Raw genomic sequence first — 15,201 nt, forward strand, 5'->3', positions numbered from 1 at the left:
AAATAGAGCATAAGGAGCTTGCCATGCTTGATAAACCTAAGCTTTCCAATACCGCTGAACTCCTCAATATCATGGGTCGACTAAGAGACCCCAAGACCGGTTGTCCATGGGATCTAAAACAAGACTTTACTAGCATTGTGCCATACACCATTGAAGAAGCTTACGAGCTTGCCGATACTATTGCTTCTGGCGATATGGACGACATAAAAGACGAATTAGGTGATTTACTGTTTCAAGTGGTGTTTTATGCGCAATTGGGCAGTGAGCAGGGTGCCTTTGATTTTGATGAAATTGCTGAAGCGATAAAATCCAAATTAATACGTCGTCATCCGCATGTATTCGGGGAGCTCAAAGCGGAATCTGCCGAACGTGTGGCTGAAAATTGGGAGCAGATAAAACAACAAGAGCGTCAATCCAAAGGACTTGATCTAGACAGCAGTGTACTTGCCAACATTCCAAGCGGATTAGCCCCTGTTTTGCGCGCTGAAAAACTACAGCACCGATGCGCGAAAGTCGGTTTTGACTGGCCCTCAGCAAGCCCCGTGCTGGAAAAAGTGCAAGAAGAGATTGACGAGGTAGCCCACGAGCTAAAACAGAAAGAGCAGGATTCGGCGCGTATCGAGGAAGAAATTGGTGATTTGATGTTTGCGGTTGTTAATTTAAGCCGCCATACAGGCGTGAATGCCGAGCAAGCGCTTCGCAAAGCAAACCTTAAGTTTGAGCGGCGATTCAGAGCGGTAGAAAAACTGCTAGTTAACAAAGGGATTCAACAGGCTAGCTTAGATGAAATGGAAGCAGCATGGCAGCAAGTTAAACACTCTGAATAGTAAAATGTAGGGTTTCCCAGGGTGAGCGTGTAGCAGATTCTGTGTAACTGCCAATAAAACCATTTTCAAACGGATTGAGAACAAAGACCCTATATTCCCATTTCGGGCTTTTTGATTGTATACGCAGGCGAGCCGCTTTACTTCCTGCCTAAGACCTTACTAAAAGCAACATTTCACTATATGCAACAAACACACTTTTCATCATCAAATCTAATTTGCGATAAAATATATGTGCTCACATTGATAACAATCGGCTTTGATGTTGAAAAATTGGGACAAAAATCATTAACTCTACAGTCTCAAAACTTTCGATAAACGATTTGACGGCGCTTTACCGTCAAATCCGACTTAATTGTTTTGTTAACTTTCCTTCGAATCATGTCAATAGTGATAACGACAAGAAATTATGACTATGGCGTCACTCTCAACCGCATAAACTAATCGATTTGTATCGTCGATTCTGCGAGACCTAAAACCACTCAAGTTCTCCTTTAGAGGCTCTGGTTTGCCAAGCCCATCAAAAGGTGATCGTTTAACATCAATTACCAGTTTATTTATACGTTTTAGGGTTTTCTTGTTCTGTGTTTGCCAATAAACGTAGTCCTTCCAAGATTCATCGGTCCATGACAATAACCTTTTACTCATCCATCAAATCCCTTTGAGTATGCTCAGCTTTTTTATATTGGGAAATAGACTTCGCCAAATGAGCAGCATTTGCGGGTGATCTCAGTAAGTAAACAGTTTCCATCAAACTATTGTAATAGTCGAGAGACATTACAACCGCGTCTTCAGAGTCTCTTCGAGTAATTACCGTGGTATCCGCATCGTTAACAACATTATCTAAAACCGTCTTTAACCCATTTCGCGCTTCAGTAAAGGATACGACTCTCATAACACTTCCTCATGTACAGTTTATAAGACAAGTCTAGCTCATAAATCGAGAGTTGTACAGTTAAACAGACAACTGTCCTTGTCAGAAAGTTAACGAGGCTGAAGAGTTAGTAGTATCCTCAAAATTTGCCGACTCCTGTGTCGATTATTTACTTCAATCAATGCTCAAACCAATCTAAGATTTACGTAGCGTTAGATTTTTTGATTAAATTTCACACAATTTTTAAATTTGCTTCTGAAATCGATTAATTCTAAAGTCTCAACACGTTGAATAAGCGGTTTTGGGTTCTCTTGCCAAAATCCGCTTCATGCTTGTGTTATGCGCAATATGACTACCAATCTGTTGAGATGTAAGAAGTGAGTTCTATGAGCGCATTGACTTTTTCATTTCTTTTAATCCAACTGTCCCGTAGATGAGGTAGACCCTCTATTTGAGGAGGCCTATGCTCCTCCAGCAATTTGTTGCGTAAAAGAGCTTTCTCCTTTTCGTTCAACATTAGAGATTGGAGCTTGCTCAATTCTCCAGTATCTAGCCAAATCCCCCCACATCCTGGACATTCATCGATTTCAACAACATGAAGTGGGCTATAGTAGCGCCGTAACATAATGGTATCTATACACCTTGGGCATGTTATTCTCTCACTTAAGTTAAGTGTCTCGTTATGAAATTGGCTGAGATGTTTAGAAAGGGCTTTTCCTCGATCTTTTTCGGGGCATTCGAAAAGTATGAGTGTTTGATTCTCCAGAAATACCCCACCACAATTTTCGCTGACAAACACAGAAACTTTTCCCACGTTCACCTTTTTTAAAGCTAAACCAGTCCTTGGACACTTCATTTTCTCGTAACCTCCTTAATGCGCATACACTTACTATAAGCGGTTTTCACGCGCTCTTCTGGAAAATCCGTCTTAATCGTTTTGTAAATTACGGAATACGGGAATCGACTTAAGATAAAGCGCCTATGATATTGTCCCATTTTAGGCCAAGTTTGCGGTAAGGATTGGATAGAATTGAAGGCATCATCTAGCTCTTGCACAAACTCGTACCCGAGACCTTTTACTTGTTCTTGATACCAATCAAAGGACGATTTTATTTCTTCTGTGGTGTCTGGGTGAAATAATAGTTCAAGCATATAGCTTATAACTTTTGCTTGATTTGGTCCCATGTAGTTGGTCTAATTTTACCGTTTTCCAATTCATTACTTCGTTTTTCTGCCAGTAATAACCACTCTTGTTCAACGTCATCATCTGCACGTCCATCCATTGCTGATAATAAACAATGAACAGCAAGAGCTTTCTCTTTAGTGCTCAATTGATCAATGCTATCCATAAGGTTTTTAAGAGCTTCCGACATAAAATCAACCCCAAACAATTTAACTGTGATGAGTTTAGCAGTTTATAGAATCAAGAGTAATACATTTTCACACTTAGCAATTAACAATTTAATAGTGAGCGATTGGGTCGTTTTTCTACCAGCAATCGTCTCATTTACATCGTGTGAATATTGTTACCAAATTACCTAACACATTGCCAACTATCTTCTTTTTTGCGCTTTTTAAAAGAGGTCTAAGGTGATAAATAACCTCTTGGGTCATTTGCATTAATATGGGAAAACATTCATTATACTGTATATTTAAGCAGTATTAATTCAAGGATGAATTATGTAAATTTGCTTATTATTTTTAACGTCCATCGCCGATTTTATGTTAAGTCGTGATTATTCTCTGAGAACAATTGATACATATCTAAAATGGATAGCATCATTTATTCACTCTCACGGTAAACGCAATCCTGCTTTAATGGGAGATAACTGGCTGGTATGCTATTTACGACAAAGTCGTTCGGTAATTAGGCCGACAGTATCAATAGGTAATCACACCACTACAACAAAATAAGCAACAACTTATCAGACCCTCATTGTTCGCTGTGCATCTTATATCTCCAAGAGCCTTTCAGCAAAGACACTTAAAGTAAAAGCTCCCGCAACTTTCTTATTTGACAGTCGTAAATCATCAATAAGCCAAGCAATATTTCGGCGTATGGCTTCGTCCATCTATCAATATTTACAGGGAAATAAAATGAGAAAGCGTCTAATCAATTCACTCCTAGCGATATCTTTAGCCACGATGTCATGCATGTCTTTTGCCGAGATCATTACATTTGATGATGTGGACGAGGAGCTTTTTGTAAGCGCAGGCGAAAGCTTTTCCGAAAATGGCTTTACGCTTTTGGTCAATATTGGAGAAGTATTTAGTATCAATGATGCTGTAACACCATCGCCGTCTTTTAATTCTGGATGAGATATCGAGCCTGAGCTTGGAGATTCGTTTTCCATATTTGCTGACGATGGTGGACGTTTTTCAATTGCGCAACTCGACCTGGCGTCCTTTTCAGACAGCATTACAGACACCATCAGCATTTTCGGATCCAATGGTGATGCTTTGCAAGAAGCTCTTTTCGATATAAGCGCAGATCAAACGGACATTGTGAGCCTAGCGCTAAACACCGGATTTTTTGATACTTTTACCTTCTTCGTGTCTCAGGTTGGGGACGAAGGCTTGTCTATTGATAACATCGTGCTTAACCGCTTAGATGATCCGGCATTGGTGTCCCAGCCCAGCGTGATTGGACTTTTGTCACTAAGCTTATTGGTTTTGATGTTTAAACGCCGCAACTCGTTGAAGCACGTGCTTCGTTAATGAAGGGTATAGACTTAAGAACGCGTCTTCAAATAAAGGCGCGTTTTTTTGTATAAACGCTAAGCCTTCATTCGCAAACGTAATTCGGCCCCCAAGACGTTGTTCAATTTGTAAAAAGGCCTTTAGGCAGGCTTGAAGCTGTGAATAATTTTCAAGCCAGCGATGCTTTATTAGGCTGTTTCGCACCAGATTAAAGCGTTCACTAATATCCAAATTATCATCTTCCAGCTCTCGGTAAAATCTATCTAGCACTTGTTCGAGAGATAGGTCTGTAAAATGCTCGTGATGCTGGGTCAATAAGTGGTCAAAATATACATCAATGATAACGCCTGAAATACGCCTCAGATTGTTAGGGAATTGCTGTCGTAGCTTAACCACGCTGTCATGACTGTCTGTAAAACTATCAATGCTGCGGTGCAATTTAATGCCCGTTTGAATAGGCTTTGGCAGATGCGACAAGTCACTGCCTTTTACAAAATCACCGAGAAAATTGCCGACTAAGCTTGTGTTTGATATATGCGCTAACTGAATGTGAGATAGGTAGTTCATAAGCTTATGTTAGCGAATCAACTATGTGTTAGCGAGCCGAATGTGTGTCAACGAATCGCTGAATGCATGGGCTTTAGACTTTATGCTCATCATCGTATACTTTGAGGGGCAAAATAAAACAAGGAATAAGAACAATGAAGTTAATTCACTCAGCGCTTGTTATCTCATCGCTTGCGCTAGCAACTGCGTGCGCACCTAGTGATGTAGCGCAAAAAGATGCAAATGAGGCAATGCAAACCAAGAGCAATTCATCGCTGCAAACCTTGACACAAGAAGATGCAAAAGGCTTTTTGCAAAAAGTCGAAAATGACATTACCAAACTCTCAACACCCGCAGCTCATGCTGCATGGGCATATGCAACCCACATTAATTACGATACTGCCAAAGTAAACACCTATTTTACTGAACAGATTTCGGTACTTTATGCAAAATATGCAGTCGAAGCAGCCAAGTTCAATGACGTACAAGTGGATGCCGATACGCGTCGGCAGCTAGATCTATTAAAATCAAACCCTGAAATTGCTTTTCCAGCCGACCCCGCAAAAGCTGAGCGTCTTGCCACCATAGGCTCAGATATGATGGGAATATATGGCTCGGGTGAGTATTGCCGTGACAACGATACATGTCTTTCGCTGGTGCAAATGAGCGCAGAAATGGCGACCAGTCGCAATCCTGACTTATTGCTCGAATACTGGGAAGGCTGGAGGCAGGTATCAGTGCCTATGCGCGACATGTACGCAGAGATGGTAAGCCTGGCAAATGAAGGTGCTGAACAGTTAGGTTTTGACAACACGTCTGAGCTTTGGCGTGCTAAATACGATATGCCAGCAGATGATTTCCCCAAAGAGCTGGACCGGATATGGGGTCAAGTTAAACCCTTCTATGAATCACTACAGTGCCATGTGAGGGCGGAGTTGTCTGAGTACTATGGTAAAGATTATGATGGCAATGACATCGTGCCTTTAGATAAACCCATCCCAGCGCACTTACTGGGTAATATGTGGGCGCAGTCATGGGGTAATATCTACGATATCGTCAAGCCTGAACAAGAAATGAATGTGCCCAATGTGACTAGCGCGCTTCAAAATCAAGCTTATGATGAAATACAAATGACTAAACAAGCCGAAGCGTTTTTCTCTTCGCTGGGTTTTGAGCCTTTGCCAGATACCTTTTGGGAGCGTTCAATGTTCCAAAAACCTGAGGGCAGGGATGTGCAGTGTCATGCTTCTGCCTGGAATTTAGATGATGTTGACGATTTGCGCATCAAAATGTGCATTCAAATTACCGGCGAAGAATTTAATGTGATTCACCATGAGTTAGGGCATAACTACTATCAAAGAGCATACAATCAACTGCCCATGTTGTATCGCGGTTCGGCTAATAGCGGATTTCATGAAGCCATTGGCGATACTATTGCGCTTTCGATAACACCGACGTATTTGCAGCAGATTGGTTTGATAGATGAAATTCCAGATGCATCTAACGACATTGGCATGCTGCTTAAAGTGGCACTGGATAAAATCGCTTTCTTACCTTGGGGCTTAATGGTCGACCAATGGCGCTGGAAAGTCATGTCAGGTGAAGTTACCCCTGAGCAATACAACGAGCTTTGGTGGGAGTTGCGCGAGAAGTATCAGGGCGTAGCTGCGCCTATAGCAAGAGGCAATGATGCCTTCGACCCGGGTGCGAAATATCATGTGCCTGCAAACGTGTCATACACACGTTACTTTTTAGCCCATATTTTGCAATTTCAGTTTCATAAAGCCTTGTGTGATATAGCTCAAAGCGAAGAGGCTCTGCATAGGTGCTCTATTTACGGCAGTGAAGCCGCCGGAAGTGCATTAAACAATATGCTAGAAATGGGCAAAAGCCAGCCTTGGCAAGAAGCAATGACCACTTTGACGGGACAGCCGGATATGGACGCGTCGACCATTGCAGACTATTTTGCGCCACTAAAAACATGGCTAGACGAACAAAATGCCGAAAGACAATGCGGTTGGTAGCTTGCTTTCGAAACGAGATAGTGATTAACAGGGCGCGAACTGCGCCCTGATATTAGCTCGCTATATCAACTTTTACGACGGGCGATTAAGCCAGTCATCATCAGTCCAATCAATATCGCGATCGATGGCGCATTGACGTCTGTGGGCGGCACAAGTATTGTTGAAATGGCACCTACAGCATCGATATCTGCACCAACCGTTAAGCCAGTTAGGTCACCTTCATCTGGATCGTCCGTTAAGCGAACAAATCGAAGTAAAGATGACGCATCGAATCCAAATGCATCTAAATCAATGCCTGAGGTTGCCCCAAATACTTTACCAACAGAGGTCCATACAAGGCCATCCGCGCTGACATCTACAAAAGTATCTTCTACATCCGGCCCAATTTCAAATACCCATAAGTCCAAATCAGAATTATTGCTTCCGGTGAGTAAGTTATCTACGAACTCTAAGACAATTGAACCACCCCTACCAAGGGATACATACTCACAGTCAGTGTCGGTGCAACTAGTGCTGGCAGCATCAAAGTCTGGAATACCAATCGCATTCTCTGGATTGGAATAAGGCGAGGTGGCTGATGGATCGCCTGGCGTGAATGACACCACCTTATCCGCAAACGAGGCTGCACCATCTGGGAATTCTACCCCACCAATAATTGCTGCTTGCGTACTGAATGATATTCCTGCGAGTAAAAGTGTAGAAAGCGTAAGTTTTTTTATAAGTTTCATAGTTATCCTCCTTGTTTGATAACGTTTTTAGCTTCCTCCAGTGTCCATGTAAGTGCAATACGTCCAATATATTATTTATATAAGAATTGAGCCGAGTGGTGAACAAAATATATGGAAAATATAAGGTTTGGCCTTTTGATAGGTTCTACCTAATGATAGTGTGTGTTTTACCGCATTAACAATTGCGCTTTATAGAAAAATAGGGGCATACAATAAGTGAGGTCATTAAGGTTTTTTTAATGTGGCTAATGCAAGGTTGGTCTGCTTTTCACTGTACTGATTAAGCTTATGATGCGAAGGCGACCATCCTCTTAAAAAACGCTCAAAGTCGGCCCATGCAAACTTATACAGCTCGCTCCATTCTGTCTTTACGCTTGGGAATAGATGGTCTTGCTTTGAAAAGGCTAAGGCCTGCTTTAGCTGTTCGAAATAGTACTCCTTGAGGTCGCTCGCATAACGCTCTAAATCATCAGCGCTTAAGCAGCTACCTAAAAAATAGACAAGATCCTGAATACCACATCCTTTGCCAACATATTGAAAATCGAGTGCTAATACATCGCTGCAATCAGAATTAAAACAGAAGTTCGCAATTTTGGCATCGCCATGCACCAGCGTAGAATATCGACAATTCTGAAGTGCGTTCGAAACGTTTTGTGCTTGCTGTTTTAAGTTTGAGTCTGGCATCGCTTGCCATTCTTGTTTGCGGGTTTGCAGATGCCAATAGGTGCCAATTGGCCACAGGCCTTCGCCCTCACTGTTTAAAAACTGAGCGTGAAAATTAGCTAGCCATGTTACGCCAAGACTAGCTTGTTCAAAGCTCGCCGTATTGCGTCTTACTTCATAGCCCTTATGGTCTGCGTCCTCCAGAACCAGCCACATCGCATTGCGGTTTGCCCCGCTGGAAATGTACTTAGGTGTTCGGCATCTTTCGTTCAACTGCTCACTGAACTGTTTATAAAACACCTGTTCGTTCAAATATGAACTCAGTTTACGTGTGTGGGCTGTCGCACTTTCCCATCCTCGGGGGTGAGCGGCTTTTGCGTGGATATTAATAATTTTAAGAATAATGGGCGCTGCACGACCTGATACGTCATAGCGAGCAATTTCTCCATACCCACTCCAAAGAGACTGCACACTCCTGAGTTTATTGAAATGCAGTGTGCCAAAGCATGCCTCTAAGGCCTGATGTGAGATGTTGTCTATCATTATTTTGCGAACATGCTTAAATCAAATGTGAGCTGTCAATGGCTACATGATTAGTAGCAACGTCAATCAACGACTTCGCGGTTAAGTTAAGCACGCTGTACACGGTGCTTTTGCACGAATATGCTCGTGCTATATGTTCAAGAAGTATGGCGAAGTCTCCATCGCCCGACAGGAGAACAACTCTGTCGACATCTTTTGCTGTTTCTAGGACGTCTATGGTAATGCCGACATCCCAATCACCTTTAGCACTGCCGTCTGCACGCTGAATAAAGGGCTTTAACTTGATTTCAAAGCCGATATGGCGCATTGCACTTTGAAACTTTTGTTGTTGAGTATCACCTCTATCAATCGCATAAGCATAAGCACACACAATTTCAGCCTCGCGACTGAGCGTCGTGTGCAAGCTGCGATAGTCGAATGGTTTTCCAAAGGCGTCTCGCGTGGTGTAGTAAATATTTTGCACGTCAGCAAAAATAGCAAGTCTTTCCAAGTGATACCTCAAGTACATTCGTTATACAAAACTGTTGTTAATCAGCAATAGGACTCAGCACACTATAGCAGAACTTATACTGAGCTCCGCACTGTTTACTTCGCTTACATCGATAAAACACTCGCACATTATAGCTTAGATGGTTTTGTTTGTTTTTGTTGTGATTTGGCTGATTTTTGATGCTATTCGACTATTTTGGTGAAATTTACACATTTTTCGTTTATAGGTACTTAATTAAATTTAAAGGTTTTTAGAGGAATTTTGCTACATTTGCGTATTTCTATGAAAATTTAATTTTCCCGAATTTTACAGGGTTTTAAAGATATTTTCATGGAAGGTGGTATGTTTTCACTTGTATTGAGAGTTTCAAGAGTTACAGTCTATCTTGCGGTTTACATGGCCATTCAGCCCACTGCTAATTTCTAAATTCAATACAGAATCTTGAGAGTATGGTGCTTACTTACCCGGAACTAAAAATTCGCGTGCTAAGCCAGTAAATGTCAGTAAAACCTTAAGTGAGTGGTTCGTCGAATTCTTCGGGTTTGGTAAAATCACCGTCAATATCGGCTAGCTTATTGTCGTCAAAGCTTAAAATGAGCTGCTTTTTCACGTCTTCGCCGCGCTTCGACATGCCGCGTTTCATTTCGTAATAATAGTACCAGGTATCATCGTTGAAGCTATCTTCCACCACTGGATTGCCCAAAACAAAGCGAACTTGTTCTTTGGTCATTTCAACGCGTAATTTATCGACGTCTTTTTGGTCTAAGAAGTTGCCTTGCGGCACATCAATGCGAAAAATCCAGTCTGAACATGCAGACAATAGACTCAAACAGAGCAGGGCGATGGCTATGTGCTTCATACGTAATCCATAAGTAAAATCGAGAGCGATACTACATCACATGCCTCAGACCGATCAATCCTTATTTGGTTCCCATGTAAAACACAGCTAGCTCTTAGTCTAAAAGCCTATTCGTTATCGTTTACACTGACTTGTTGACTTTGACCATTACGATACCTTCAAAAGGTCTTTAGCGTTAGCGATTGCTGTATCTGTCAGTTCATCGCCGGCTAGCAAACGCGCTATTTCGTTTACGCGTTCTTGTTTTGTAAGCTGCAGCACTTTAGTCTCAGTACTCTTCCCATCTGTCAGTTTAGTGACAAACAATTGGTGGTGCCCTTGAGCGGCGACTTGCGGCAGGTGCGTCACACATATCACCTGGCTTTGTGCACCTAAAGAATGCAGCAATTTTCCAACAATAGATGCGGTCTGACCGCTGATACCTGTATCGACCTCATCAAATACCATTGTGGGAATACTAAAGTCGCGAGAACGAATTACTTGGATAGCAAGACCAATTCGTGCCAACTCGCCTCCAGAAACTACCTTCTCCATCAAGTCAGGCGCTTGACCTGGGTTAACGGATACTAATATTTCTATCTTGTCATTGCCTCTAGCGCTTGGTGCAGAGCTTTCATCGTGTTCAACATGGGTATTAACAACGGCATGAGGTAAGTTCATTTGTTGAATGCTGGTAGCGATCTCTTTCGATAATTGCTGCGCTGCAGTTGCCCTTGATTGATGAAGCGCAGTTGCACTATTTCGGTATGCTGATAGCGCCTTTTCGCAGCTTTCTTCTATAGCTTGTAAAGATGCTTCCTGTTTATTTAGTTGGGATAGTTCTTCGGCCAAACTAGCGTGCGTTTCGTGAAGGAGCTCGGGCGCGACCTTATGCTTACGCGCAATGTCCAACGCATCTGAGTAACGTTGCTCAATTAATGCTAGCTGTGCAGGGTCTGATTCAAGCGATGACTGGTAATTGCTCAGCTCTCCATAGGCTTCTTCTAATTGAATGGATGCGCTTTGAAGTAAGTCGTAAGTCGATTGCAGAGCATCATCAGAGTTGAGCAATTCTCCTAGTTCTTTATTTACTGTGTTGAGCATCGCGATCACGTTACCGTTATCATCATCTTTTAATGCATAGCATGACTTCTCTGCAGTTTCTCTTAAGTCTTGTACGCTATTGAGCTTTTTGAATTGCGCTTCAATGTTTTCAAACTCGCCTTGTGCAATAGCAAACTCATCAAGCTCATCGACCTGATATTGTAAAAGGCTTAATCTATCTAAGCGTTGTTGCTGCGCATCTTGGAGTGCCTTTAATTCTTGGGATTGTTTTTTATATTGTTGATAACTGTCTACCGTGTGTTCGAGTAAATTTTGATGCTGTGCGTAGCCGTCTAAAAGCGATAGCTGATTCTCTGATTTAAGGAATTGATGATGGTCGTTTTGACCGTGTATATGAATGAGCTTACTGCCAAGCGCTTTGACCTGCGAAAGATTTACCGCTATGCCGTTAATAAAGGCTTTTGAACGGCCTTCAGCGCTGACTACGCGGCGTATGAAGCACTCATCAGGATTGTCTTCTTGACTGAGCATTTCTGTATTCAATAACTGCTTTACATGCTCAAGCTTACTGATATCGAAATGAGCAACAACTTCCGCTCGTTTTGCTCCATTTCTCACGATATTCGCTTCGGCACGCTGACCTAAACATAAACCCAGTGCATCTAAAGCAATAGACTTACCTGCACCGGTTTCTCCGGTGATGGCAGTTAGTCCTTTTTGCACGCTCAATTCTACATGTTTTACGACGGTGAAATTCTTTATGTCAATGTGAACAAGCATATCAGTCTCCGATTTACGCTATACTGGTAATATATACAGTATGTGAAATTCTGTAAAGACTGATTTCAGATCAAGCGCGATTTAAATCCAGAATCATTTAACCTTGGTAGGTGTTCAGCGATTAAAACGCATACGCAAGTACGCTATAACACCCATCAGACCCAAAAAGAACACACTCGTGCTTCCACCGCCACCACCATCGGAGCTTGGATTGTTTGGTGTAGGGGTTGGAGGAGCGTTTAGTAAGGTATTGCGAACAGGGTTAAGATTAGGGTTTGTTATACGGGTATTGTCAATTACCACCACGTCGGTAACTAGAACGAAGTTATCACCATCTGGAATAGTGCCTTGAGCTACATCTAGGTCGCTAAAGTTGCGCAAAGGTACTTCTGAGAAAGTGCCTGAGTCTAGATTAACTCTTCTTAATTCAGCAATCGCGTCGACCACTTCCATACCGTTATCGAGCACTTGACCAAACACGGTAAAACCGCCGTTTTGCACATCAAGATTGCCTGAATTGTTGGCTAAGTTTACAAAAAATTGCGATGTCGCACTATTTGGATCGCCTGACAGTTTTGCCATCGCAAGCGTACCGCGCACATTTGACAATACCGGCTCGTTTACCACAGGCACACCGGTAGGTACGGTATCAAATGGTATGGAGTTGTTATATTGAAAGCCGCCCATTTGGATGATGAAGTTTGGCACACCGCGGTGTATTACATTATTGGCGTAAGCGCCCGAATTGACATATTCTAGAAAGTTTTCAACGGTTTCGGGGGTGGTGTCGTCAAATAAATTGACTTGAAAGTCACCTAAAACAGTTCGTACCTCAACGACAGTTGCCCTTGTAAAAGGCGCAACTAAAAGCAAGAAGCTCAATGCAAATAATGTTGAATATCGAGTAAAGTTCAAAACAATTCCTATACTTATCAATAGTAGTGCTATGGTCACAAAAGGTGAGATGATAGCTCACTTCGTCTAGTAAAACTATCACGCCAATGAATAACAAATTTATAAGATATAGTGATTAGGATGAAGCCATTATCAATCGTCAATCCAGCCAGATACTTCTCTGCGTTTGTTTAACGCGGCATGTCGTATCAGTAGAGCTTACTGCCCCAATTAAGCTTAGTTCTAAGCACATTGAAGTAGTTATAGTCTGGCGGGTGCACAAGGCTAAGATGATTTTTATTCTTGCGAATTTTCACGTAATCACCAGGTTCAACCGAAATGACGACATGGCTGTCACATGAAATCTGCACATTGTCTGTGTTTTGCTTTGAAATTTTGAGCGTTATTTCACTGTTTGCATCAATAACCACTGGACGACTACTGAGGGTATGCGGAAACATCGGAACCAGAGTCAAGGCGTCTAAGTGCGGCACCAGAATGGGGCCACCACCTGAAAGAGAGTAAGCAGTAGAGCCGGTCGGCGTAGCAATAATGAGCCCGTCTGAGCGTTGCGAAAATACAAAGTCACTGCCAACATACAGTTCGAACTCCATCATATGCGCCACTTTGCTATGGTGCAGCACTACTTCATTGATGGCGCTGTGTGAACGTTGGAGCTTTTCGCCGCTAAATACTTGAGCTTCTAAGATAAAGCGTTTTTCTCGAAAGACCTTATTGTTGAAAATGTTATTCAACTGAGAGGCGATATCCTCTGGATTAATGTCGGTTAAAAACCCTAAATTACCTCGGTTTACGCCAACTACGTCAATCTCGTGTTGTGCAAGTACGCGAGCAGCGCCGAGCATGTTTCCGTCGCCGCCAACCACGATTGCAAGGTCAGCTTGCTCGCCAATTTCAGACATGCTCGCAGCGCGAATATTGTCATTTAGGGTTTGTGCAATACGGGTCTCAGCAATAACGTTACAATCGCGTGATTTTAGCTCGTTGACGAGTGTTTCAATACTGGCTTGCGTGGCCTTATGACTGGGTTTACCAATCAGGCCGACCGTAGAGTAGCGCATAAACGGCTCTAGAGAATTAAGAACAATATCAACAGATTATACTAGCCTTGCCCAGATGCAATAGAAAAGCCGACAAAAATTGCTTTTACGGTTGCGATTGTTATAAAGAGCAAACTTATTGTGGCGGTCAGAGCCGTGTTAATACAGTGACTTGTTGTACTACAGTGTCTAAATAGCCTTTTTTCTTAATCGATTAAGTTTTTTGAAAGTTTTGCATAATCATTGCGGTCACTATTTGAACACTTGACAGATGATAAAGCGTGCATCACATGAAATACTTATTGCTTGTTCTGTACTTTACTAGTTTAAGAACAGGCGCAGAATCATTAACATTCGATGAAACATCAGACTCACCCTTTCACCAAGAGTTAAAAACTCTCATCGAAAAGGCGTATCAAGAATTGGGCTATACGCTCAACTATTTGCACCGTCCATTGAAACGAAGTTACCGTGAAGCGGAGCTTGGAAGACTTTCGGGCCTAATGGGAAGAGTAAAGCAACGTGACAGTGCATATGAAAACCTTATCAGGGTGCCCGTGGCTGTAGCTAAGTTTAATATTGTTTTACTGGTGAATACCGACATTTGTTCGCGTTGCGACCTCGATAATATTGAAAGGGTCGCGACCGTATCTGGCTTCGTTGGATTACAAAAGGCCATTGATAATCAAAATCTGCAGCTCAATTTAGTGGAAGCACCTAACCGGCTCGACCTATTTAACCTGAATCCTGTTTAAGAAACGGCGCTCAGTACCGCTAGAATTGCGAATTACTGCGTTGCAAAAGCCAGCAATAGAATAACTATTACGTGACTTTTGCGCCTTGTACTTCACAATTCTAGCAGCACTGAGTGTAAAAATTAATTTAAGCATGTAAAACAAGCGCTTGCACCATTTCTTAAACAGGATTCAGGTTACTTAAAATGATAGATCATGGTCGCGTTCAGGGAGTTATTGTTAGTGACGGCCTTATTCCGAGTGAAATTTATGCGTCACATCCAAATTGGAAAACAATACACATCGCACAAGAAGAGTTGTTTCATTACCTGCATAGAGACAATGAAGTGCTAGTTGCGGCCCTTACAATAAGGCTTAATCGCTTGTTACTGGAAAAGAAAGCTGAAGATAACGATATGTATGTCAACGATAAATAA

The 15,201-nt window shown here is 42.2% G+C and carries 20 protein-coding genes; 7 read left to right on the forward strand and 13 right to left on the reverse strand.

Annotated elements, in window-relative coordinates:
• Positions 1–23 precede the first annotated feature (23 nt).
• Positions 24–827, forward strand: a complete 804-nt coding sequence (gene mazG, locus PN836_RS00880; RefSeq protein ID WP_395342463.1) for a nucleoside triphosphate pyrophosphohydrolase — start codon at positions 24–26, stop codon at positions 825–827.
• A gap of 381 nt (positions 828–1,208) precedes the next feature.
• On the opposite strand, the gene PN836_RS00885 is transcribed toward mazG, so the two are convergent.
• The 5 genes from PN836_RS00885 to PN836_RS00905 form a co-directional block, all read right to left on the reverse strand.
• Entirely contained in the window at positions 1,209–1,472 is a 264-nt protein-coding gene (locus PN836_RS00885; RefSeq protein WP_395342465.1) for a Txe/YoeB family addiction module toxin, read from the reverse strand.
• The gene (locus PN836_RS00890) at positions 1,465–1,719 is read right to left on the reverse strand and encodes a type II toxin-antitoxin system Phd/YefM family antitoxin (RefSeq protein ID WP_395342467.1); all 255 of its coding nucleotides are present in this window, start codon (positions 1,717–1,719) and stop codon (positions 1,465–1,467) included. Before PN836_RS00890 ends, PN836_RS00885 begins: the two co-directional genes overlap by 8 nt.
• A gap of 331 nt (positions 1,720–2,050) precedes the next feature.
• Positions 2,051–2,554 (reverse strand): zf-TFIIB domain-containing protein, encoded by a 504-nt coding sequence (locus tag PN836_RS00895; protein ID WP_395342469.1) that lies wholly within the window; start codon positions 2,552–2,554, stop codon positions 2,051–2,053.
• A complete protein-coding gene (locus PN836_RS00900; RefSeq protein WP_395342471.1) occupies positions 2,551–2,850 on the reverse strand; it encodes a type II toxin-antitoxin system RelE/ParE family toxin in 300 nt (99 codons plus the stop codon). Before PN836_RS00900 ends, PN836_RS00895 begins: the two co-directional genes overlap by 4 nt.
• 5 nt (positions 2,851–2,855) lie before the next feature.
• On the reverse strand, positions 2,856–3,071 hold the full coding sequence (locus PN836_RS00905) for an addiction module protein (RefSeq protein WP_395342473.1): 216 nt from the start codon (positions 3,069–3,071) through the stop codon (positions 2,856–2,858).
• Between the two features lie 349 nt (positions 3,072–3,420).
• Between PN836_RS00905 and PN836_RS00910 the strand changes: the two genes are divergently transcribed.
• The 3 genes from PN836_RS00910 (at position 3,421) to PN836_RS00920 (ending at position 4,416) form a co-directional block, all read left to right on the forward strand.
• A complete protein-coding gene (locus PN836_RS00910; RefSeq protein WP_395342476.1) occupies positions 3,421–3,612 on the forward strand; it encodes a phage integrase N-terminal SAM-like domain-containing protein in 192 nt (63 codons plus the stop codon).
• A gap of 183 nt (positions 3,613–3,795) precedes the next feature.
• Positions 3,796–4,017, forward strand: coding sequence for a hypothetical protein (locus PN836_RS00915; RefSeq protein WP_395342478.1), 222 nt, complete (start codon positions 3,796–3,798; stop codon positions 4,015–4,017).
• 141 nt (positions 4,018–4,158) lie between these two features.
• Entirely contained in the window at positions 4,159–4,416 is a 258-nt protein-coding gene (locus PN836_RS00920; protein WP_395342480.1) for a hypothetical protein, read from the forward strand.
• On the opposite strand, the gene PN836_RS00925 is transcribed toward PN836_RS00920, so the two are convergent.
• Positions 4,363–4,965 (reverse strand): ACP phosphodiesterase, encoded by a 603-nt coding sequence (locus tag PN836_RS00925; RefSeq protein ID WP_395342483.1) that lies wholly within the window; start codon positions 4,963–4,965, stop codon positions 4,363–4,365. The genes PN836_RS00920 and PN836_RS00925 overlap by 54 nt on opposite strands.
• Before the next feature lie 230 nt (positions 4,966–5,195).
• On the opposite strand from PN836_RS00925, the gene PN836_RS00930 reads away from it, so the two are divergent.
• Complete coding sequence (locus PN836_RS00930; RefSeq protein WP_395345397.1) at positions 5,196–6,968, forward strand: M2 family metallopeptidase; 1,773 nt, start codon at positions 5,196–5,198, stop codon at positions 6,966–6,968.
• A 65-nt stretch (positions 6,969–7,033) separates the two neighbouring features.
• Here the strand turns inward: PN836_RS00930 and PN836_RS00935 are convergent, their stop codons facing one another.
• From PN836_RS00935 to nadK, 7 genes are all read right to left on the reverse strand, one after another.
• The gene (locus PN836_RS00935) at positions 7,034–7,696 is read right to left on the reverse strand and encodes a hypothetical protein (protein WP_395342485.1); all 663 of its coding nucleotides are present in this window, start codon (positions 7,694–7,696) and stop codon (positions 7,034–7,036) included.
• 225 nt (positions 7,697–7,921) lie between these two features.
• Positions 7,922–8,902 (reverse strand): phosphotransferase, encoded by a 981-nt coding sequence (locus PN836_RS00940; protein ID WP_395342488.1) that lies wholly within the window; start codon positions 8,900–8,902, stop codon positions 7,922–7,924.
• Positions 8,903–8,918: 16 nt separating this feature from the next.
• Positions 8,919–9,392, reverse strand: coding sequence for an NYN domain-containing protein (locus tag PN836_RS00945; RefSeq protein WP_395342490.1), 474 nt, complete (start codon positions 9,390–9,392; stop codon positions 8,919–8,921).
• A gap of 511 nt (positions 9,393–9,903) precedes the next feature.
• Positions 9,904–10,251 (reverse strand): outer membrane protein assembly factor BamE, encoded by a 348-nt coding sequence (locus tag PN836_RS00950; RefSeq protein ID WP_395342492.1) that lies wholly within the window; start codon positions 10,249–10,251, stop codon positions 9,904–9,906.
• Between the two features lie 147 nt (positions 10,252–10,398).
• Positions 10,399–12,075: a DNA repair protein RecN gene (gene recN / locus PN836_RS00955; RefSeq protein WP_395342495.1), complete on the reverse strand. Its 1,677-nt coding sequence runs from the start codon at positions 12,073–12,075 to the stop codon at positions 10,399–10,401.
• A 114-nt stretch (positions 12,076–12,189) separates the two neighbouring features.
• The gene (locus PN836_RS00960) at positions 12,190–12,990 is read right to left on the reverse strand and encodes a peptidylprolyl isomerase (protein WP_395342498.1); all 801 of its coding nucleotides are present in this window, start codon (positions 12,988–12,990) and stop codon (positions 12,190–12,192) included.
• A gap of 188 nt (positions 12,991–13,178) precedes the next feature.
• Complete coding sequence (nadK, locus tag PN836_RS00965; RefSeq protein WP_395342500.1) at positions 13,179–14,051, reverse strand: NAD(+) kinase; 873 nt, start codon at positions 14,049–14,051, stop codon at positions 13,179–13,181.
• Between the two features lie 269 nt (positions 14,052–14,320).
• Here nadK and PN836_RS00970 point away from each other — a divergent pair, with 269 nt between their 5' ends.
• Both PN836_RS00970 and PN836_RS00975 read left to right on the forward strand, forming a co-directional pair.
• Positions 14,321–14,785, forward strand: a complete 465-nt coding sequence (locus tag PN836_RS00970) for a hypothetical protein (protein WP_395342501.1) — start codon at positions 14,321–14,323, stop codon at positions 14,783–14,785.
• 185 nt (positions 14,786–14,970) lie between these two features.
• Positions 14,971–15,201, forward strand: coding sequence for a hypothetical protein (locus PN836_RS00975; RefSeq protein ID WP_395342503.1), 231 nt, complete (start codon positions 14,971–14,973; stop codon positions 15,199–15,201).

Origin of the sequence: Ningiella algicola (assembly GCF_028401415.2) — a bacterium.
Taxonomy (GTDB): domain Bacteria; phylum Pseudomonadota; class Gammaproteobacteria; order Enterobacterales; family Alteromonadaceae; genus Glaciecola.